This is a genomic window from Acinetobacter sp. SCLZS86, assembly GCF_021560715.1.
Classification (GTDB): Bacteria; Pseudomonadota; Gammaproteobacteria; order Pseudomonadales; family Moraxellaceae; genus Acinetobacter; species Acinetobacter towneri_A.
Genome location: NZ_CP090864.1, coordinates 2,649,882 through 2,670,779, shown reverse-complemented (window position 1 = coordinate 2,670,779; position 20,898 = coordinate 2,649,882). Strand labels below are relative to the sequence as shown.

The following is a 20,898-nucleotide window of genomic DNA, read 5'->3' as shown; positions in this document are numbered from 1 at the left end:
AAAATGATCACTGGCATGAACATGGAATCAGCTATTATCAAAAACAGATGATTGAAGATTTTTATGAATATATGCAGTTGATAGGTGGTAAGGTTGTTTTGAAAAATGAGTTTATACGGTAATTTCTTTTATTTTTTAATAAGTTTATAAATATTAGTGTTTTGATGAATAATTCTGGTGCGCACTGAGGGAATATGAAATACCAACCGCCTTATACTATCACCTCAAAAATCATTCATTTGATTGCTCAGATCAGTGAGAATATAGGGCGTTTGACTGTTTTAGAAGAAATCCAAGAAAATTTAAAACTTAGAAAAGCTAATCGTATTCGTACCATTCAAGGTTCACTTGCGATTGAAGGTAACACGCTTAGCACTGAGCAAATCACGGCAATCCTTAATGGTAAAACAGTAATTGCACCTCCAAAAGAAGTACAGGAAGTGCGTAACGCTATCAAAGCCTATGAAGCATTTCAGCAGTGGCAACCGAGCCAAGAAGCAGACCTATTACAAGCACATCAAGTTTTGATGACAGGCTTGATTGATGAAGTCGGTCAATATCGTCATGGTGGTGTCGGTGTAATGTCAGGTGATCGTGTGGTGCATATGGCGCCACCTGCGAATCAGATCAATCGTCTTATGGCTGATCTACTTGGTTGGTTGAATGATAGTGATGTGCATCCACTCATTCAAAGTTCAGTATTCCATTATGAGTTTGAGTTTATTCATCCATTCGCAGATGGTAATGGGCGGATGGGAAGGCTGTGGCAGACATTGATTTTGAGCAGGTGGAATCCAATCTTTGCTAATATTCCTGTTGAGAGTTTGATCTATCAAAATCAAAAAGCCTACTATGATGCTTTGCAAGCAAGTACAGACCGAACAGATTCAGCCCCATTTATAGAATTCATCTTACAGATGATTTTAGATGCCATTCTTAGTTCAACCGATACCGCTCAAGACAGCGATCATGCTACCGCTCAAGCTGGCGATCATGTTCAACGGTTAATTTCAGCAATGAAGCAAGGAGACTATACTTTCGCTGAGTTGATGCAATTGGTCGGATTGACTCATCGAGCAACGTTCCAAAAGAATTACTTGAATCCTGCTATAGAAGCTGGCTTGATTGAGCGTACTATTCCAGATAAACCGAAAAGTCCGAAACAAAAGTATCGTCTTAAACCATGATTTAGCTTGAAAAATATTTTATTACATCTTTGCTTAAGTAGTTAGACATGAATGATAATCAAAAAGCGTAAAGTAAGTTTTTAAATGAATAATTTATTATTAATCAATAATTTATTTAATATTTTTCTTGATTGTGCTATTGGGGTTTGGTAAAAATAAAATCATTACCAAGTGTGAGATCGGTGTGATGAGTACTTTTGAAATGCAAGGTCTGACATGGAAGGCAAGATCGAAGTATCAACAAGATGCCATATTGATTGAAAATAAGGTTATTCAACATAATGGGCTGATCAGTAAACTTTACAGCCATTCTGAAACAGAATTATGGTGTGTTGCTGTAGCGGATGGGATTAGTAATAGTCCAGTAGCTGAGCAAGCATCCTATACGGTCTTAAAAGCTTTAATACAAAATAAAAAGATAGAACCTTGTCAAGCATTTACCATTCAGCAGTATCTTGTTGATCAATTAGCAAATAAAAAAAGTAGTTTTGGCGCCAGTTCAACACTCGCACTCATTCATCACGGTACAAGACAAGGTTTTGTAACCATTCAACATATTGGTGATAGCCGAGTTTATTTGTTTAGTCAGCATGATCAAAAATGGCACTGTCTGACGAGTGACCATAATTATCTTGAACAGTTAAGAGCAAATGGAGAAGTAAAAGCTGGAGAGAACTATGCCAGTATGTATGGTGCATTATTACAATACTTTTGTGCTGATCCCTTGCATGAAGTGATGGATTTTACAATAGCTGAGGAATTCTTAACTCAGAATGATGCCCTATTAGTCTGTACGGATGGCGTACATGATGTGATGGAGTGTACAGAATGGCCTCCATTAAAAGTAGATATGGAGCTTCGAACATGGTTACTCAATATGAAAGCGTCATTAGATTCAAAACAGGCGTATGACAATATCAGCATGGTCTTAGTACGAGCAAAAATTTAATTCATTGAGAATGGGGAAATTATGCAATCAGATGATCTTTTTGAACGTGCCAAATTATTCACAAAGGAAGTGGGTGTCGTTTCTGTATCGAGTTTACAACGCCATTTTTTAATTGGGTATTCTCATGCAGAACAACTACTTAGCCAGTTAATTGAAGCAAGTATTTGTGAATCTACAAAAACTTTTGTTCTAGATTATGGGTATGGCTATAAATTGCATCAAGGTATGAAATAACAACTTTAATAATTAAAAAATTTTATTTTTAGGATAATTTTTTATGGCTCAGCATCAAGTTGATCAACTGAAAACAGGAATTTGGTCAGTAAAAGAATTACTCTTAATTTTAGATCAACTCAGAATTCCTGATTATCAGCGTCCTTACAAATGGACAGAAAAAAATTTAAATGCCCTCGTCAATGATATACAGGAACATAAAGATAAATCTGCATATCGATTGGGTACTATCGTATTACACCGTGATAAAAATAATACGAGCCTTAAAAATATAAATATTGTGGATGGACAACAACGAACTTTAACTTTAATACTCCTTGTTTGGGCGGTTATTCAGAAGCAAGAATTAGATTTAGAACGAGAGGATCTGAAAACAGTTTTGAATGAAATATCGAATCAAATTAATGTCTTTATGGATGTGCAAAAATTTAATAGTGATATTAGCCATTACAATATTTATCAGAACTTTAATGCCGCTAAACGGATCGTTGCAGTAAACTTTTCCGAACAAGATATTGATTTTTTACTCAATAATTGTCAGGTTGCGGTTTTTATTTTAGATGATATTTCAGAGGCATTTCAGTTTTTTGATTCACAAAATGCACGTGGTCGTGATTTAGAACCGCATGATCTTTTAAAAGCTTATCATCTACGAGAATTTTCTGAACAGGAGCAACATTTAGAAGCGCAAACTGTTGCGCATTGGGAAAGTTTAGACTCGGCTCATTTGGCAAAGTTATTTTCGAACTATCTATTCCGTATTCGTCTTTGGTCAAGAGGAAAGTCCGCAAGATTTTTCAATAAAGATCATGTGCATCTTTTTAAAGGTATTCATCTTGGGCAATCAGACCATCATCCATATTTAGAACCATTACGCATAGCGCATTATTTTATTGATGACTATAACGCACAATATCAACGGCAAATAGATCGACAAGAAATGAGTTTCCCATTTCAGCTTGATCAAATGATCATAAATGGTCGTCGATTTTTTGAAATGGTTGAGCACTATGAAAAACAGATCAGTAAAGTGGTGGATCATCAAGATCAGTCTGAGAAGATCTCTATGTTTGGTGCAATATTACAAGATAGAGCAAATAGAATTATCAAAAGTTTGAATAAATTTCATGGTGCAAGCCATCGGTCAGGTGATGGCTATGTGCGAACCTTGTTTGATTCTGCATTGATTTTTTACATCGATAAATTTGCTACCGATCGGTTATCTGAGGCGATTGAAAAGATTTTTATTTGGGCATATCACAGTCGTATTAGTCAATATTCGGTGCAATTAGCAACGATAGATAATTATGTCATAAAAAATAATATATTCAGTTTACTGAAATATGCTCAATCACCCAGTGAGTTAATAGGATGGTCTCTCCCGATAGTTGATAAACAGGAAGGCACTAAAGTTGAGCCTTTGATCGAATTATTTAAAGAATTAAATTATATCAAACAGGAAAATCATAATGACAAATGAGTCAATCCAAGCTCTTAATGTTCAAGCCTTATTCGAGAATAAACAAACTTATATTATCCCGATGTATCAGCGTAATTATGCTTGGGGTGAGAAAGAAATTGATCAGTTAATTTTGGATATTCAAGATTATCAAAAGCAAACTGATCAATTAAATCAAGGACAGACTCAAGAAAATAAAAAATACTATATTGGAACTTTGGTTGTTTTTGAGCGTAGCAATAGCACTTATGAAATTATCGATGGTCAGCAACGATTTACCACTTTAACCTTGTTAGCGATTTGCCTGAAACGATTATCCAAAGAAGAAAAAATTGTTCTTGATATGTCTTGGTTTAATCAATTCAATCTTGATTTTCATAGTCGTCCAAAGTCTTCTTTAACCTTTCAGGCTTTACTCAGAGGCGATCATCTACAACATTTAAAATCATCCGAATATAACGCGGATTTAGTTCAGGGGTTTGAGTTGCTACAACGTGCAATTCAAAAAATCATCAAACAGGGTGACTTGAGTGTTTTTTGCAAATATTTATTTGAAAATGTAGTCATCACACAAGTTTTAGTTCCGAAAGATACTGATCTCAATCATTATTTTGAGGTTATGAATAACCGTGGTGAACAATTAGAAAAGCATGAAATTTTAAAAGCGCAATTGATGAGCGTATTGAATCAAATCAAAGATGAAGCAGATAAAACATCAAGCATGACACTATTTACGAGTATTTGGAACGCGACTGCCAATATGGAGCGTTACGTTCAATATGGTTTTTCCACAACACAGCGTGATGTGATTTTTGGAAAGGATTGGGGTGATTTTGTTCCTGAAAATGCTTCTAGCTTGCTCGAAATTTTTAGCAAAAATGTAGAATCACAAGAACAAACAAATTCGGAAAACAATTTTCAATCTATTTCTGAAATGTTAAAAAAAGTGCCTGAGCGTATTAGAAATAAAGATACAAAAGAAGAAAAGCCTGAACGATTCAACAGTATTATCAATTTTCCGAATTTCTTATTACAGGTTTTACAAATTTGGCTAAGTCAAACGATGCGTAATGAAAAAGTGGCATTGGATGATAAGCAACTGATTGATCAATTTGAAAAACATATTCTTTTAAAAGGGCAGGGAAACCCAGAGCATGAAAGGGTTATTGAGAATGTAAAAGGTTTTATGTTTACCTTGCTGAAGTGCAAATTTATATTTGATCAATACATTGTTAAACGGGATTATTCTACGGATCATGATGATTGGAGCATAAAAAAACTTAAACGATATGAAAATAGTGGTTCTTATGTGAATACATTGGATGGAGACAGTTCTGAAATTAATCAAAAAATTCTATTATTGATGACAGCATTTCATGTATCCACGCCTACTTTGTCTTATAAATACTGGTTAAATGGCGCACTGTATTGGCTTTATCAAAATAAAGATAAATCTGTGTCTGACTATTTTAATGCATTCCAACATTTAGCGAGAAAGTTTATTTTTCAGCGGTATCTAAATGAAAAACAGATTGATTATTTTGATTTGATTTATGGCAATCAGAAAATTGATGATTTTAAAATTGATCAATCCAAACTAAGCTTTGGAAATATTGAAAATAATTTTGTCTTTAACTATTTGGATTTCTTAATTTATTGTAATGCAGAAAAACGTAATTTAGATGATCGATATGATGTAATCAAAAAATTTAAATTTACGCAACGGAGTTCGGTTGAGCATTTTTATGCACAACAGATAGAGGGAGAGCGTGATGAATCAGATCATGAAAATTTACATCGCTTTGGGAACTTGTGTCTCATTAGTTCAAGTAAAAATTCAAGCATAGGGAATCGCTTGCCAAGTGCTAAACGTGATTATTTTATGCCTGAGATAAGGAAGGGTAAAATTGATACCCTTAAATTGTATTTGATGATTCAAACGCTTGAAGAAGAAAAAGTTTGGAAAAAAGAACAAATCCTAGATCACGAGAAAAAGATGCTTGATTTGTTTGAGTCAGATTACAAAGACTTTTGTGAAATGTGTGCTGGTGAATCTATTCAATAATTTGAATTGTGGATAAATCAAGACATATCTGCAATCAGTAAAATTCTATTCAAATCTGCTACAATTACGCCAATTTTGAATTCCCACTTTTTCAGTTTTAGTACATATTTAGAAATGTGTACATAACTGTGTACATATTGTAGATTTTTCTCATGTTTAAAGATCAATTAGCTAGAGAAGTAAAGGCTCGTAGAACCTTTGCTATTATTTCCCACCCTGATGCTGGTAAAACCACTATGACAGAAAAACTGCTGTTATGGGGACAGGCTATTCAGGTTGCAGGGATGGTGAAAAGCCGTAAGTCTGATCGTGGTGCTACATCTGACTGGATGGAAATGGAAAAAGAGCGTGGAATTTCCATTACCACCTCGGTGATGCAATTCCCATATAAAGACAAAATGATCAACTTGCTGGACACTCCAGGGCATGAAGATTTCTCTGAAGATACTTACCGGACTTTAACGGCGGTAGACTCCGCACTGATGGTGATTGATGGTGCGAAAGGTGTCGAAGACCGTACCATTAAATTAATGGAGGTGTGTCGTATGCGTGATACACCTATCATTTCATTCGTCAACAAAATGGACCGTGAAATTCGTGAGCCACTAGAGTTGTTGGATGAAATTGAAAATGTCCTCAAAATTAAATGTGTGCCGATTACTTGGCCAATGGGTACAGGCCGTGATTTCGCAGGGGTGTTTAACCTCATCGAAGAAAAATTTTATGTGTATAAATCAGGCTTTGGTTCAATCATTCCCGAGATAGAAGTACGTGATGGCTATAACCATGCAGATTTACGTGAAAAAGTCGGTGAATTGGCATGGGCAGCATTTGAAGAATCACTTGAATTGGTACAAATGGCGAATGAGCCATTAGACCGTGACGAGTTTTTAGCGGGTCGTCAAACCCCTGTATTATTTGGTACTGCTTTGGGTAACTTCGGTGTAGATCATGTACTGAATGCTTTTAGTGAATATGCGCCGCCACCAAAAGCACATCCAACTCAAGAGCGTGTTGTAGAAGCCGATGAAGAAGGCTTTAGTGGTTTTGTATTTAAGATTCAGGCCAATATGGATCCGAAACACCGTGACCGTATTGCATTCATGCGAATTTGTTCAGGTAAATATGAAAAAGGCATGAAAATGAAACATGTACGCATTGATAAAGATGTGCGTATTAGTGATGCTTTAACCTTCTTGGCAGGTGACCGCCAGCACTTAGAAGAAGCTTGGCCAGGCGATATTATTGGTTTGCATAACCACGGTACTATTCAAATTGGCGATACATTCACTTCAGGTGAGAAGCTACAATTTACAGGTATTCCTCACTTCGCACCTGAAATGTTCCGTCGTGTGCGTTTGAAAGACCCATTGAAGTCCAAACAGCTGCAAAAAGGTCTTAAGGAGCTTTCAGAAGAAGGTGCAACGCAAGTCTTTATGCCACAAAACAGCAATGATTTAATCGTAGGTGCTGTGGGTGTGCTGCAGTTTGAAGTAGTCGCCTATCGCCTGAAAGAAGAATATAAGGTTGATTGTATGTATGAGCCAGTCAGCATCAATACTGTGCGTTGGGTGTCTTGTGCTGATGAGAAAAAATTTAATGAGTTTAAGAAAAAAGCCCACGACCAATTGTCTGTCGATGGGGGTGGCCACTTAACTTATCTCGCACCAAGCCGCGTGAATTTACAGTTAATGCAAGAGCGTTATCCTGATATTGAGTTTAGAAATACACGCGAGCACTAAGCCTCAGGTTGATGATGCTTAATCTGGCAGATGCAATCAGCGTAGCGCAGATGAATGTTCGGCATGCCTAAAAGTTTCAAAATTAAAACAGCTTCTTTAGGAAGCTGTTTTATTATGGGGGCGGTAAAAGATTAAAGATTATTTTTGATAAATGAATTGGGGAAATCATGCAGCAAAAATCGGTTTATCTGGGTGCAATTTTGAGCGGGATTGTTTTGCTTAGCGCCTGTGACTCATCTCAACAAAATCAAAACTCAGATGAGCAAACCTCTATTTTTCAGAAAGATCAGGCAGAAGTTTTACCTTATTTAAATATCAAACAACAGGCGGCAGATATTGCCTTGCCTTTTTGTGAAAATAAAAACTGTATTGAATTAGAGGTGCAAACTTTAAATACCCAAGACGCATGGCTCAACAGTTGGATTGCTAAAAATCAGGCTATGGTGATTCAAGACCAGATCGGCTTAAAACAAAACATGAGTTTGCAGCAAGCCGTAGATGCCTATGTAAAAAAATCCGATGCTTGGCAGGCACAATTAGATCAAAATAAAGCTTATGAACTAGCGATATACACCCGTATAGCATATCAACGCAATCAATATGTCTTGTTGCAAGTCGGGGTAGATAGCCAACAGGAAGGTACCCAGGTCAAAGAACGCTATTATTTCTTTGTCGCAGATCGGAAGCAGCAAAAAGCCTTGTCTGTTTTAGATGTGATTGATGCCAAACAACAAACCCGTATGAATACTTTTGTACAGCAGGCCTATCAGGATTGGCTCAAAACACAAAGCAGTGACGTGAAAAAAGTAGCACCTGCCAAATTATACTGGGGGCAGGCAGATTGGTTTTTTGATGATCAGGGTTTAGGATTGCATTACCGCACCCATGAAATTGTCAAAGATGGCACGCAGTTAGACATTTACCTAAGCAAAGCACAAACACAACAAGTTTTAAAAGCAGAGATCTATCCATCTATGTTTTAGTAGATGAGTACGATGATAAGCAAAAATTGATGAAATCAAGGTTGTATCCATGTTGAAAAATAGAAGTATTTTGGCGATTAGTATTTTAATTACAACTTTAGGGATCACTGCATGTCAGCCAAAGAAAACAGAACCTGAAGCTGTTGAGCCAGAGCAAACGCAGACAGAACAGCAAAGCCTAAAACTGGTCGGCGATATTGAAAAACTGAATTTATCGTTGCCTAAATGTGATGGGAAAAACTGCCCTGAAATCTCAATTGAACGTTTGAATAGCAATCAGGCCTTTATCGACCATTTTATTGATCAGAAAATTATTCAAGAATTGGCACAAATTTTAGAAATTGCACCACAGCAGGCGGCTTCTGAAGCTGCTGCAATTGAGAAGACAGCCAGTGAAAATACTGCAGCCAGTGCTACAGATGCACCGGCCAGCAACCCCACTGAAGCAGTCATTGCACAAGTTGAAACTTTGGCACAAAAATTAGAAAAACAAACCTTGCCTTATGTGCAAAGCTTTTTGGCGCTTGATCAGGAACTGAAAGCTTTAAGTTCAAATCATAAAATAAGTTTGATGATTAAGCCTAAAATTTTAAATGCAAATCAGCCTTTGGCAACAGTAGTACTAAATAGCAGTAGTTATTTGGGCGGAGCACATGGTGCATCGGCACAGCAATACTATAATTTTGATTTAGAGCAGAAAAAATTAGTATTGTTAAATGACATTTTGTTAGAGAAGCAGCGTCCCCAATTGGAGCGTAAAGCTTATGAAGCGTTTAAACAATGGGTCATTGCATCTGAACTTTCCACCAATGTGGAAGAATATGAGCAAGCGTGGAAATTTAAGCTATCGGAAAACTACTATTTAGGTCAACAGGGTTTAATTTTGCAATATGCGGAATATGAAATCGGTCCTTATGTTGTTGGTTTGCCACGTTTAACCATTCCGTATGCAGAACTGCAGGGAATTATAAAAACTACGTATTTACCTGTAACAGAAGCAGCCTCTGAAGCAACCGCACAACCTGCTGAAGCCAGTGCAGTAAACACAACCAAAGCGAAATCTTAATATGAGCATTGCGCTGTTTGATACGCATACCCATTTTGATGTACCTGATTTTGACTCAGATCGGGAGCAATTGGCGTATGCGGCGAATGCAGCAGGCGTAGAACATTTGGTGCTGATTGGCTTTGTACAATCCCGTTTTCAGGATTTAATCGCCACACAACAGTTTTTAAATCAACTTGAGCAGGTGCCACAAAGTCATCTTGCACCAGGCTTGCATCCTTTTTATATTGAACAGCATCAAGACCAACATCTACAAGATTTAGAGCAGTTTTTGCAACAACAGCATTGTGTCGCTGTGGGCGAAATTGGTTTAGATACTTTTTTAGCTGAACATAAACAGCCCGAAGCGTTTCAAAAGCAGCAAGATTTTTTTGCCGCGCAATTGGAAATCGCTCGTCAGCAACATAAACCTGTACTGCTACATATTCGTAAGGCTCATGCCGAAACCTTAAAAATACTCAAACAGCAACAATTTCAGTTTGGTGGCATCGCACATGCTTTTAGCGGTGGGGTAGAAGAAGCCAAAGCACTGATCAAATTGGGTTTTAAAATTGGTGTGACAGGTCAGATTACCAATGCCAATGCAAAAAAACTGCGGCGTGTTGTGCAGGAAATTGGTGCTGAACATTTGGTTTTGGAAACCGACTGCCCCGATATGACGCCTTTATGTTGTCAGACAGATACTCAATCACGCACCCGTAATACCCCTGCGAATCTAATTTATGTGCTTGAAAGTTTAGCGGATTGTTTAGATATTGCACCGCAAACTTTAGCCGCACAGATTTGGCAGAATAGCATTCAAATATTAGACTTGCCTAAACTTTAGATGAAACAACACGAAGTCTGCGAAACGCAGTAAAATGCCCACACTTTGAAATTAGATTTGATTGCAGCATGACAGACCTTCTTCAAGATGATGAATATGAACGCCGTTTTGCAGGTGTGGCCAAAATTTATGGCGACAGTGCTTTTCAGCATTATGCCCAAAGTCATGTCATGGTGATTGGAATTGGCGGTGTCGGCTCTTGGGCAGTTGAGGCATTGGCACGTACAGGTATAGGCGAGCTGACATTGGTGGATATGGATGTGGTCGCTGCATCCAACATTAACCGTCAATTGCCTGCCATGAGTTCGACCTTGGGGCATGAAAAAATTAATGTTATGGCAGAGCGTTGTCGTTCTATTAATCCACGTATCAAAATTAATTTGGTCGATGATTACCTCAGTCCAGACAATGTCAAAGTCTTATTGGCGACTGCACCTGATTTGATTTTAGATTGCATTGATGATGTAAAAGCTAAACTAGCGTTGATGCTGCATTGTCGTTTTAACAAGATTCCTTTGATTGTGTCGGGTGGTGCAGGTGGGAAGCTTGATCCGTTGAAAATTCGGGTAGCCGATTTATCTAAAACCGAACAAGACCCTATGTTGGCTAAATTGCGTGCCCAATTACGCAGCAAAGGCATTTGTAAAAAGCCAAAAGAAAAGTTTGGTATTACCTGCGTGTATTCTATAGACAATCCATTTTCCAGTGCAGATGTTTGCCCAAGTGCAGGCTTACGTTGTGGTGGCTATGGTTCGGCTGTGGTGGTTACGTCCAGTTTTGCAATGGTGGCTGTGGCTGAAGTGCTGAAAAAGTTAGATGCCTTACAGGCTAAAAATACATAAATCAAAGCCATGCGAGGCATGGCTTATAAAAAAGTTCTTTGATTTTGCACATCGCCAATGACTTTATTCAGTAGGTCGTTGTAGCTGCTGCTCTTTTAAATAGTCTTCCGTACGCTGCATTGCTGCTTGAATATTGACCAATGCTTGCTCTACATCGGCAAAGGTTTTGGCGTTGCCACCACTTAGTGCCTGACGCCATTTTCGTGCACCTGGCAGGTTTTGGAATAAACCTAAAATATGGCGGGTAATGACAGAAAGTGGTGCACCTTGTTGTAGACGTTGTTCAATATACGGCAACATGCGCTGCATAATTTCAAAACGGTCAGGTAATTCTAGCCCCCATAATTGCCCAAGCTCTGCCAGTAAATAAGGGTTGTGATAGGCTTCACGACCAATCATCACCCCATCGACATGCTTGAGGTGTTGTTGGGTTTCGGCAAAGGTTTTAATTCCACCATTAATTTCAATTAACAATTCGGGGCGGTCTTGTTTTAGGCGATACACATCCTCATAACGCAGAGGCGGAACTTCGCGGTTTTCTTTAGGCGATAAACCTTGTAATAAGGCAATTCGGGCATGCACGATAAAGTTATTGCAACCTGTTTGAGCCACAGTATCGACAAAATGCAGCATCTCTGCATAAGAGTGCATGTCATCAATCCCGATGCGATGTTTTACGGTCACAGGAATATCAACCGATTGACGCATGGCGGCAATACACTCTGCAACCAAGTCTGGTTCTGCCATTAAACACGCACCAATTTTATTGTTTTGTACTCGATCACTTGGGCAGCCAACATTCAGGTTGATTTCATCATAACCCCAGTCTTGTGCCATTTTACTGCAGGTCGCAAGGTCTTTCGGATTTGAACCGCCCAACTGCAAGACAATAGGATGTTCTTCTTTGCTGTAATCTAAATGGCGCTTGGCATCACCAAATAAAATTGCGCCAGTGGTTACCATTTCAGTATACAGAATGATATTGGGGTTAAATAAACGTGCAAAAAAACGGTAATCGCGGGTAGTCCAATCCATCATCGGGGCTACGCTGATTCTCGGAGATTGAGTGTTTTCAATGTTTTTGTTAATAGTCATTAAAAATCATACCTTTAATCTATATTCTGCAACCTGCGAGAATTTGTTTGAACCTGTGTTTAGGTGGGTGAATCCGTTTGCATTTACACCAAATTTTACACCATAATAGAAAAAATAGCTTTTGGTGTAAATTATGGGTTCAATTACAGCAAGGAAAGGTGCAGATGGTAAAGTTAACTATCGTGCTGCGATTCGAATCACTCGAAAGGGCTTTCCTGCTTTTTCTGAAAGTAAAACATTTCACTCAAAGAAATTAGCTGAAAACTGGATTAAGAAAAGAGAAGTCGAAATTCAAGAAAATCCTGATATTTTGCTTGGCAAAGAAAAGTTGATTGATCTGACCTTATCAGATGCCATAGATAAATATTTGGATGAAGTCGGGAGCGAGTACGGAAGGACGAAACGCTATTCTCTGCTCTTAATTAAGAAGCTACCAATTGCGCGCAATATTATCACAAAAATAAAATCAGTACATTTGGCCGAGCATGTGGCTTTAAGGAAGGGTGGAATTCCGTACCTCGATCTTGAACCTATTGCGACTAGTACACTGCAACATGAGCTTTTACATATCAGAGGTGTTCTTTCTCATGCTGCTGTTATGTGGGAAATGGATATTGATTTAAATAGCTTTGATAAGGCTACTGCTCAGTTAAGAAAAACACGTCAAATATCCTCCAGTCAAAAAAGAGACCGACTGCCTTCGAGAGATGAATTGATTGCATTGACGAAGTATTTTGCAGAACGATGGAAGCTAAATCGTTATGGCTCTAAATACCCAATGCATTTGATTATGTGGTTTGCAATTTTCTCATGCAGACGTGAAGCTGAATTAACACGATTGTATCTTCGAGATTATGACCCACATCATTCAACGTGGAAAGTGCATGATTTAAAGAATCCTAATGGTTCTAAAGGTAATCATAAGTCATTTGATGTACTTGATCCTTGTAAGGTGCTGATCAAAAGACTGAAACATTCAGAAGTTCGAGAACGGATGCTAAAGCTTGGACATAATGAAAATTTGTTATTGCCTTTGAATCCCAAAAGTTTGGGTAAAGAGTTTAGAGAAGCTTGTAAAATTTTGGGGATTGAAGATTTACGATTTCATGACTTGAGACATGAAGGCTGTACTCGATTAGCTGAACAGAGTTTTACTATTCCTGAAATTCAGAAAGTAAGTTTGCACGATTCTTGGGGGAGTTTACAGCGTTATGTATCAGTGAAAGCGAGAAGAAATATATTACAGTTGGAGGAGGTGCTACGCCTCATCGATGAAACGTAGCAAAATCTTTGGATGCCTCTGAATATTGCTTATCCAAGACAGCAGCAAGATCCTTAATGTGTACCAAAAATGGAGCACGTTTACTTTTATCTATTTTGAATACTGAGAAAGGGAATTGTTGATTATTCGCTTTTCTCAGTGCTTCGGCTTTGCTGAGGTGGGGATAATAGTCAGAAACTACTGTCATTAGTTCAACGGTCATAGAACGATACTTTATAAAAAGTAGTTCGGTAGTATTAATTTGAAAGCAATTCATGAAGTGGGTATTCCATACATAAAACTTTTTTAATTTGAATGGGTCACCTTTGAAGTAAGGCTGACCATCCCTATGTCTTAATCTTATTTTTTTGATGTAGGTCTTTATGTAATACTAATAATTAGAAATAATATTTTACTAGAGTTGTGGTATAACATATTGAAAACTATTATTTAGATTCATAAATGAAAAATTGCACACTTCTTGATTTTGAGCAATTGCAGGATGAAATTCTGAATTGCTTTTTGGATCATGCTGGACGTTTTTTAAGAGAACATAAAATAATAAGTGATCCTGACCCAAAGACTGAGTTTGAAGCGTCAGAACGCGAATTTTTGGTTGAACTTATGGTAGAGCATAGCCAAATGCAGTTCTTTGGTGAAACGTATTCGGTACAGGACTTGCTGAATTTGCTTGGTCAAATTAATACGGTAATAGAGGGGATTCGTGATTATAGACAGCAGCAGATTAATGAGAAATATTCTGAAATATTAAATAAATATATTGAGTTGATTGTTGATGAAGGCGGTAGAGTCTACACCTATAACCCGAGTTTGAAGCGTAGAATCAATGGAATTTTGAATATAAGAAAACGATATGCGCCGCTGTTGCATAAAAAGCTTGAAATATTCTATTCAGAATTAACTGGTTATGCTCAAAAAAATGGCAGATTTAAAAATGCTTCGCAGGCAGTACAACTGATTTTACCCACGCTGCAAATCAAGTTTAGAGAGTTTGATTTGCAATGGGTTCAAAGCAGATTAGAGACAAATAAACAGAAAATTTTAGATTTAACAGAAGCCAGAAAAAATAACGAAAATAAAGACACCTGTGAAGATGATGATTTTGGTGTGTCATTTAAAATTCAGGATAGAACCTATCTAAACCAGATCAGGGAATTACAGAATGAAAATAAAAAATGGGAACAGTTTCTACAGCATCCAGAGCGGTATTTTCCACAGCAAAAGCAACTCCCATTTAATACAGCATATTGCGATGAAGTGCTGGTCAATCACTTAAGGCGTCGTCCTGATTTATTGAAAGAGATTATCCAAGTTCAATTATGAATATCATTGAGGTGATGAGGGGGGCTCGTTCTTAGGCAGCAAGTGGATGAGGTGTGCTATTGCTGCTTGCTCCTAGAAATGAGTAACTGTTAGCTCAGGTTTGAGCTGGTACAACTTCATCGTCATTTTGTACGGTACTGCCATATTGATGATGCTGATCAAATCCTAAAGCATAATTGGTATTTGGTTGATTTTTGATTGTTAAAAATTGCTTTTGTTTTGCGCATTCATTTCTCAATTGAGTTTCAATTTCGCTAAGTGCTTCGGGTGCAAGAGTTTGGTTAATGCTTTGTTGATCTGCTTCGTTAATCTCGCCTAAAAAAGCTTTAATTTTCTCTAATTCAATGGTTTGATTTATAGCCAATTGAATTAGGTATTCCTCAAATTCTTTTGCAGATTTGCTCATGTTTTCGTGGATGATATTTTTTTGGTGCACGAGTTCTTTTTCGAGTTCTGTAATTTTTTCATCCTTAAATTTCAATTCTTGCTTTAAATTATAATCATGATTTAAATTTTGCTCTTTTTTGAGTCTTGATATTATTTTATCTTTTTCACTTAATTTAAAATTATGTGCATCAATTAAAAATTCTAAGCAGTTATCTAGACTTTTAAATTTACAATTTTTTTTAATTTTCTCAAGTTGTTTTAATATATTTTCGTCCATTGTTATTTGTTTGGTGATACGGTTGGCTTTCTTTTTCTCAGAGTGGTATTTAAATAAAAGGAATTTCTTTTTTAAAATTGAAAAATGTTCATCATTAGTTTTAATAATAAAATTTGTTGTCTCACATATGAGGGGGTTTGTAAATCTTTCGTTTGTGTGGGATGTCCTAGCCGGGTTTTGTAGAGAATCTGATATTAAATTCTCATGTGATCTAGGTTGGGGGTGATTTGTAGATATGTAAACAATCTTTTGGCTAGGTTCATCAAGCTCAGTTAATAGACTTTCCTTCATGTAGCTCTCTTGATCCAAGAAATCTTTTTTTAAGTCCGTGTCAGTCGATAACCATTTATCTAAGGTTAAATGTGGTCGTGCCATTTTACAATTCATAAATATTTACTTAACATTTATATATCAGTAATTAAATATTAAGTAAATATTAATTATGCATTAACTGTTAAAAAAACAAATTTCAATTATCATTTCATGCCTATCATTATTGCTGTAAAATACATATACCCAAAGGAGAACTTGGTGTGTGGGAATTTTTAGCATGAGTATTCAGGATTCTGAACAGCGCTTTTTGGCGCTATTTATGGCTTTCTATCAAAGGGTGGAGGGGCAAATTTCAGCCTATGCTTTTTGGGCATTAATCACGTTTATCAGAAATTTTGGAGTCGGAAGTACATCATTGCCACTCGGTGAATTATCAAAAGTGATCGGCATACAGGTTAAAAAATTACGGGGTGTATTGAATGAGTTGGAACAACAGGGAATATTAAAAATAGATTTTCCTGAAACTGGAAAAAGGTCTAGAGTTCGTCATTTACAACTTAATCTTACTTATATAAGGCTTGATTCAGCCACGTCTATTGAATGGTTAGAAAATAGTAATAAGCGTATGGTTAGGCAGATCCCTTTATTAAAATTAATTCAGACTTTATTTATAAAGAGTGATGGCATAAGTATTAGCAATTCACCTAAAAAAATAGAGATCGACTGCTATCTTGATTATCGAAGTTATCTTGTTTTATTACGGTTGCTTTACGGTGCAGACTCGTTTGGGATTGTTATAGGGTGTGGAATTGGTGAAATTGAGCGAGCCACGGGTTTAAGCAAACAATCTATTTATCGCGCTATACAGCAGCTTAAAAAAAACGGATTTATCCGCTGCCAAGCGGATGGCGCAATTCGAAATAGTTTTATTCAAACAGAGTCTCCAATATACGCTTTAAACCTTTCGCATAGGTTTTGGGGGGGTGCTGCGATCTACGGCAAATTTTATATTTTGAAGTACCCCCAGCCGCATGTTTTTGAAGTTCAGAAAGTGGCCTCTATTTTTACTATGCTGAATCCAAAGAGCGACTTGTTGTCAAACACTAAAAGTGAAGATTCAGGTGTTGGCTTGAAGGTGTTGAATTGCAAAAACTATTATTTGTTACATGATCCTTTGTGCTGGATGAAACCGTTTATTCTTCGGTCTCGTGATGCTGTAGGTTATGCAAATTATGTTTTGTTACAACAGCAGGAAATAATGAAGTTATATGATCATTATGTCGAGCTAAAGCGGTTACATCCAGAGAACCCATTATCAGCGACGTTTTATTTAAAGCCGCATGAAAATATTTTGAAGGATGAGGCGGTTTTGGGTCATTTAGCATCTATCCAGCATACTAAACTCAGCGGGATGAACAACCGCTTAGGTCTTTTTCAAAGCTTGCTTGAACAGTGGTGCTGCCAGATATACAGTCAGAATAAATCGCTTTTTAAAATGCTGAAAGAAGCTAACCCAGTAGTAATCGATGATGAAAGCTTTGAGCGTTTAGGGTGCACAGACTTTCTCTATCCGTATTCATTGCAAGCGACTCAAATCAAAACAATCAAAGAGGATATGACGCTAAAAAATGAGTCTGATAAAATTGAATCAATGATCACCTTCAAGTTAAATGCTGAGCAGTCCAGAATTCATCAGTTTTTAATGGCCCTTATGGATCTAATTGCATATAACCAAATTTATTTTTTTCAGCAATGTATGCGGAAACATTCTGATATTGACCAAAAGCTCAGTGCAACTAAAAGTAGTTTGGAAAGGGTGTTGGTAAATGCAACTGAAATAGTGACGCCTTTTAGGATTTTACCTCGGTCATTTATACAGAATACATACAGCTGTTGCTTTGTCCCTGATCAGCATGCGGAAACTAACAGGTATTTCTTAAGTGAATTGGCGTTTCAAGAACCCTTTCAGGATGGAACTCGCTTTGATTTTCCTACACAGCAAATAACAGACATTTCACCAACACTGGCAAAACTTAAAGATTACGGACTGCTGCATCATCACTGTTTGTCATTATTCGAATAGTTTTTTGCGCTAAGTTTTTTTTGAAAAAACCATTTTTCTGACCTAACTATCGTAACGCTAAAATATATAAAAAGCCTAGCTTAGCCGAAGGTCTGGAAATTCTGCTGGTCAGCTAGGCTATGGTTATTGCTTTTACGCTAAGACGGTTTTATATATTATTAATATATAGAGATTAATACTAATAATAGATTAATGACTGTAGCGTATAGAACTATAAATACTAGATATATCAATACAATCACTGTTACTCATACAGATAACAAGAACAGTTAGACATGTCATGCAGATATGAATATATACCCAATATGCATGATGATAGGGACCAATAGTCCATGTAGAATGAGAGCACTATTCGATAAATGCGGATAGTGGATGACTTGTCCTTACTTGAGATAAAAACACTTTTTAAAAAAATAAGTCGATTGCTTAACTATGACGTGAATCATAGTTAAGGAAGTTCAACGTGTTCCCATTGGATTTAGATGATCAGGCAGGGGTGATGTATACCATTCATCGCTTTGTAGATGTATGTCTTAATTTTGATATTTCAGACGAAGCATTCATTTTCAACCTAGAACGCTTGTATTGCGCATTTGAAGCGTTTAAACAAGAAGGGCTTGAGTATGCAGCATCGCTTAGGGCGTTTATTGCAGTTACTGAATACGTCAATAGCCAACGTGGCATGCTTAGCTTTGCTGAATATCTGACAGGGCTTTCAATAGGGGAAATTAAGGCATTAAGACGAATCCTGCATGCGCATCGAGGGCTGATACGTGATGAGATCAAAAGCTTTGCGAGACAGAAAGAGTTGAATCGAGTGGCATTACTTGAGGAGTTCGAAGGCGCAATTAAGGGGTATTATTCGGTTCTAGTGATCAGAGTGGATTTGAGCTATAGCAAGGACAGCATGAGTGAAATTACTGTAAATGACTTCTATCAGCATATCGGAAAACTACGTGATTTGATCACTGATAAGAATGGATATTTTGATGCACTTTTGACCTATGCGATCGCACTGGAGCAGGGTATAACCAAAGGCTTTCATGCTCATTTAACATTGGTGATTAATAGATCGAAGCATCAGAGTGATTATAAAATTGCTGAGGGAGTGATCGATAAGTGGAAGGAAATCACATTCGATAAGGGTTTTGGGCGGAACATCAACACGACAGCGAATAAAGACAACTACGAGAAGCAAGGTCGTTTAGGCATTGGAGATATTCGTCGAACAATACCCGAACAAGGCAATAATGCTTTGGGTGCAGTTGCGTATCTCAGTGACCCAGATAAATACGAGCAGACGTTATTGGTTAAACCACGAGGGCGTAAAACGTTTTATAAGGGGGATTATCAGCATCATGGTCGCCCAATACCTGACACAGAAGAAAATAGAAGAATCAAAGAGTGGAATGCGCAGACCGCTTTAGCAAAGCTGGAAGAGGAGATTTGGTTTAAAAAATTATGAACATGCCAGTTCTATGAAGTTAATTAATTCGTAGGACAACACATGAGCCATTCAGAGTTAGAGTTTGTTACAGCACCCCGATTAGAACAAGACGTTTTAGAGCATTACCAAACGATTCGCTTTGCTCCAATTCCAGAAGGTACTGATTACGATGCTCATCAAAAAAATATAGATCAGGAGTTCAAGCGGAAACTGTCGGGTTATTTTTCAGCATGGCGCAGAATGATGGCCGTTGGCATTCATGAGCATTTATCTTTTTCCTTTTGGGCAGACAAGTTCTTTCAGGCTTACTGCAGTGTATTACAGGAAGAGCAGATTCGGTTCTTTGAGGTCACGGCGCAAAGAAGCGCTGATTTTTATATCAATAAGATCGTAAAGCGGTTGAGAATACTGTTTGAAAGCACCAGCTTGACTGAAGAAATGCATAAGCTGAATGAGCGATACGAGAAACGGATTGAAAAGCTGAGAGAATCCTATTGCAATACCAGTCAGCTCTATCCCGATGCTGCAGATTTGAAACTAGAACTGAGCTTAAATGATACAGGAAGTGAAATTATCGGCATACGGCAGCTAGAGCGGTATTTATTAAATTTTCAAAAAAGTCTAGCGGCTGAGTATTGGTATAGAACACAAGTCGTTTACCGCTTTTATCAGATTGTACGGGATGATGTTCAGCAGCGCTATGTGATTCACTTTTATCTGAGCTTTAACCGATCACTCTATTCTGACCCTTTGGGATATTGCAATGAGATCAGAGAGCACTGGATGAGAACGACTGGATATCTGGGCACATGCGTTTATCCAGAAATGCATCATCAGCTTTCCGATGCTGATGCACAAAAAGCGTTGCGGATTGACTGGATCATGCAAGAAGAAGCGGGCTGTCCTTTGGGTGCATTAAATAGCATGCCGGAGAATCAAACGGGTCAGTTTGGGCTTCCGAGTAGAATCTGCATCTACCCGAAAGGATTTAAATGGTTTGATGGAGCCCCTGTACGGCGCTGAAAATTCATATTGCATTCCAGCACTTGCTTGACGCTCTACATTGCGCAGATTATCCTTAGACTGCTGACCTACATCGTCAGCGGGTTTTAGCAGACCCATTTACCTAAGTACACTAAAAAGTCTAACTTTTTGGTGGGTATCCCTACGTACCCCCTCTGCGGCGGAACGGGAGGGGGGACGTCTTCGGACGTGCTGATTTCTTAGGTATCAGTCTGCTAACCCGTCTTCTGTTTCGCCACCATCATTTAGCAGTGATTTGGTGAAACTTCTTTATACCTAAGGAGTACGCCATGCGCTTACATCAAGACCGTCTTTTATATTTCTCTTTTTTAATGTGTGTGCTCGATCTACACCA

At 37.7% G+C, this 20,898-nt stretch carries 18 protein-coding genes; 15 read left to right on the top strand and 3 right to left on the bottom strand.

The window, feature by feature from the left end:
- The first annotated feature begins 194 nt into the window (after positions 1 to 194).
- The 10 genes from LZP46_RS12740 (at position 195) to LZP46_RS12695 (ending at position 11,353) form a co-directional block, all read left to right on the top strand.
- Positions 195 to 1,187: a Fic family protein gene (locus tag LZP46_RS12740; protein WP_178318771.1), complete on the top strand. Its 993-nt coding sequence runs from the start codon at positions 195 to 197 to the stop codon at positions 1,185 to 1,187.
- 187 nt (positions 1,188 to 1,374) lie between these two features.
- Positions 1,375 to 2,136, top strand: coding sequence for a PP2C family protein-serine/threonine phosphatase (locus LZP46_RS12735; protein WP_178318770.1), 762 nt, complete (start codon positions 1,375 to 1,377; stop codon positions 2,134 to 2,136).
- Positions 2,137 to 2,157: 21 nt separating this feature from the next.
- Complete coding sequence (locus LZP46_RS12730; RefSeq protein ID WP_178318769.1) at positions 2,158 to 2,370, top strand: DNA translocase FtsK; 213 nt, start codon at positions 2,158 to 2,160, stop codon at positions 2,368 to 2,370.
- A 43-nt stretch (positions 2,371 to 2,413) separates the two neighbouring features.
- On the top strand, positions 2,414 to 3,850 hold the full coding sequence (locus tag LZP46_RS12725; protein WP_178318768.1) for a DUF262 domain-containing protein: 1,437 nt from the start codon (positions 2,414 to 2,416) through the stop codon (positions 3,848 to 3,850).
- Complete coding sequence (locus LZP46_RS12720) at positions 3,840 to 5,894, top strand: GmrSD restriction endonuclease domain-containing protein (protein ID WP_180187260.1); 2,055 nt, start codon at positions 3,840 to 3,842, stop codon at positions 5,892 to 5,894. The genes LZP46_RS12725 and LZP46_RS12720 overlap by 11 nt, the downstream gene beginning before the upstream one ends.
- 152 nt (positions 5,895 to 6,046) lie before the next feature.
- The gene (locus LZP46_RS12715) at positions 6,047 to 7,636 is read left to right on the top strand and encodes a peptide chain release factor 3 (protein ID WP_236094020.1); all 1,590 of its coding nucleotides are present in this window, start codon (positions 6,047 to 6,049) and stop codon (positions 7,634 to 7,636) included.
- 167 nt (positions 7,637 to 7,803) lie between these two features.
- Positions 7,804 to 8,619, top strand: coding sequence for a hypothetical protein (locus tag LZP46_RS12710; protein ID WP_236094019.1), 816 nt, complete (start codon positions 7,804 to 7,806; stop codon positions 8,617 to 8,619).
- Positions 8,620 to 8,668: 49 nt separating this feature from the next.
- A complete protein-coding gene (locus LZP46_RS12705; RefSeq protein ID WP_236094018.1) occupies positions 8,669 to 9,685 on the top strand; it encodes an RsiV family protein in 1,017 nt (338 codons plus the stop codon).
- A 1-nt stretch (position 9,686) separates the two neighbouring features.
- Positions 9,687 to 10,511: a TatD family hydrolase gene (locus tag LZP46_RS12700; RefSeq protein WP_236094017.1), complete on the top strand. Its 825-nt coding sequence runs from the start codon at positions 9,687 to 9,689 to the stop codon at positions 10,509 to 10,511.
- A gap of 68 nt (positions 10,512 to 10,579) precedes the next feature.
- Complete coding sequence (locus tag LZP46_RS12695) at positions 10,580 to 11,353, top strand: tRNA threonylcarbamoyladenosine dehydratase (RefSeq protein ID WP_236094016.1); 774 nt, start codon at positions 10,580 to 10,582, stop codon at positions 11,351 to 11,353.
- Between the two features lie 63 nt (positions 11,354 to 11,416).
- On the opposite strand, the gene dusA is transcribed toward LZP46_RS12695, so the two are convergent.
- Positions 11,417 to 12,448 (bottom strand): tRNA dihydrouridine(20/20a) synthase DusA, encoded by a 1,032-nt coding sequence (gene dusA / locus LZP46_RS12690; RefSeq protein ID WP_218618962.1) that lies wholly within the window; start codon positions 12,446 to 12,448, stop codon positions 11,417 to 11,419.
- 133 nt (positions 12,449 to 12,581) lie between these two features.
- Here dusA and LZP46_RS12685 point away from each other — a divergent pair, with 133 nt between their 5' ends.
- Positions 12,582 to 13,730, top strand: coding sequence for a site-specific integrase (locus LZP46_RS12685; RefSeq protein ID WP_004692382.1), 1,149 nt, complete (start codon positions 12,582 to 12,584; stop codon positions 13,728 to 13,730).
- Here the strand turns inward: LZP46_RS12685 and LZP46_RS12680 are convergent.
- Positions 13,714 to 13,986: a pyocin activator PrtN family protein gene (locus tag LZP46_RS12680; protein WP_004644614.1), complete on the bottom strand. Its 273-nt coding sequence runs from the start codon at positions 13,984 to 13,986 to the stop codon at positions 13,714 to 13,716. The genes LZP46_RS12685 and LZP46_RS12680 overlap by 17 nt on opposite strands.
- A gap of 185 nt (positions 13,987 to 14,171) precedes the next feature.
- Between LZP46_RS12680 and LZP46_RS12675 the strand changes: the two genes are divergently transcribed.
- Positions 14,172 to 15,053, top strand: a complete 882-nt coding sequence (locus LZP46_RS12675) for a hypothetical protein (RefSeq protein WP_178319495.1) — start codon at positions 14,172 to 14,174, stop codon at positions 15,051 to 15,053.
- 94 nt (positions 15,054 to 15,147) lie between these two features.
- Here LZP46_RS12675 and LZP46_RS12670 read toward each other — a convergent pair whose 3' ends face one another.
- A complete protein-coding gene (locus LZP46_RS12670; protein ID WP_005403685.1) occupies positions 15,148 to 16,092 on the bottom strand; it encodes a hypothetical protein in 945 nt (314 codons plus the stop codon).
- A gap of 175 nt (positions 16,093 to 16,267) precedes the next feature.
- Here LZP46_RS12670 and LZP46_RS12665 point away from each other — a divergent pair, with 175 nt between their 5' ends.
- From LZP46_RS12665 to LZP46_RS12655, 3 genes are all read left to right on the top strand, one after another.
- Positions 16,268 to 18,073 carry a hypothetical protein gene (locus LZP46_RS12665; protein ID WP_178319494.1) on the top strand — a complete coding sequence of 602 codons (1,806 nt, stop codon included), beginning with the start codon at positions 16,268 to 16,270 and terminating at the stop codon, positions 18,071 to 18,073.
- 463 nt (positions 18,074 to 18,536) lie between these two features.
- On the top strand, positions 18,537 to 19,538 hold the full coding sequence (locus LZP46_RS12660) for an inovirus-type Gp2 protein (protein ID WP_178319493.1): 1,002 nt from the start codon (positions 18,537 to 18,539) through the stop codon (positions 19,536 to 19,538).
- 42 nt (positions 19,539 to 19,580) lie between these two features.
- Positions 19,581 to 20,543 (top strand): hypothetical protein, encoded by a 963-nt coding sequence (locus LZP46_RS12655; protein WP_178319492.1) that lies wholly within the window; start codon positions 19,581 to 19,583, stop codon positions 20,541 to 20,543.
- The last annotated feature ends 355 nt before the right edge of the window (positions 20,544 to 20,898 follow it).

Bases quoted from the DNA above. Each gene is read 5' to 3' on its own strand.
- LZP46_RS12740 (WP_178318771.1), top strand. From the start codon at position 195: ATGAAATACCAACCGCCTTATACTATCACCTCAAAAATCATTCATTTG.
- LZP46_RS12735 (WP_178318770.1), top strand. From the start codon at position 1,375: ATGAGTACTTTTGAAATGCAAGGTCTGACATGGAAGGCAAGATCGAAG.
- LZP46_RS12730 (WP_178318769.1), top strand. From the start codon at position 2,158: ATGCAATCAGATGATCTTTTTGAACGTGCCAAATTATTCACAAAGGAA.
- LZP46_RS12725 (WP_178318768.1), top strand. From the start codon at position 2,414: ATGGCTCAGCATCAAGTTGATCAACTGAAAACAGGAATTTGGTCAGTA.
- LZP46_RS12720 (WP_180187260.1), top strand. From the start codon at position 3,840: ATGACAAATGAGTCAATCCAAGCTCTTAATGTTCAAGCCTTATTCGAG.
- LZP46_RS12715 (WP_236094020.1), top strand. From the start codon at position 6,047: ATGTTTAAAGATCAATTAGCTAGAGAAGTAAAGGCTCGTAGAACCTTT.
- LZP46_RS12710 (WP_236094019.1), top strand. From the start codon at position 7,804: ATGCAGCAAAAATCGGTTTATCTGGGTGCAATTTTGAGCGGGATTGTT.
- LZP46_RS12705 (WP_236094018.1), top strand. From the start codon at position 8,669: ATGTTGAAAAATAGAAGTATTTTGGCGATTAGTATTTTAATTACAACT.
- LZP46_RS12700 (WP_236094017.1), top strand. From the start codon at position 9,687: ATGAGCATTGCGCTGTTTGATACGCATACCCATTTTGATGTACCTGAT.
- LZP46_RS12695 (WP_236094016.1), top strand. From the start codon at position 10,580: ATGACAGACCTTCTTCAAGATGATGAATATGAACGCCGTTTTGCAGGT.
- dusA (WP_218618962.1), bottom strand. From the start codon at position 12,448: ATGACTATTAACAAAAACATTGAAAACACTCAATCTCCGAGAATCAGC.
- LZP46_RS12685 (WP_004692382.1), top strand. From the start codon at position 12,582: ATGGGTTCAATTACAGCAAGGAAAGGTGCAGATGGTAAAGTTAACTAT.
- LZP46_RS12680 (WP_004644614.1), bottom strand. From the start codon at position 13,986: ATGAATTGCTTTCAAATTAATACTACCGAACTACTTTTTATAAAGTAT.
- LZP46_RS12675 (WP_178319495.1), top strand. From the start codon at position 14,172: ATGAAAAATTGCACACTTCTTGATTTTGAGCAATTGCAGGATGAAATT.
- LZP46_RS12670 (WP_005403685.1), bottom strand. From the start codon at position 16,092: ATGGCACGACCACATTTAACCTTAGATAAATGGTTATCGACTGACACG.
- LZP46_RS12665 (WP_178319494.1), top strand. From the start codon at position 16,268: ATGAGTATTCAGGATTCTGAACAGCGCTTTTTGGCGCTATTTATGGCT.
- LZP46_RS12655 (WP_178319492.1), top strand. From the start codon at position 19,581: ATGAGCCATTCAGAGTTAGAGTTTGTTACAGCACCCCGATTAGAACAA.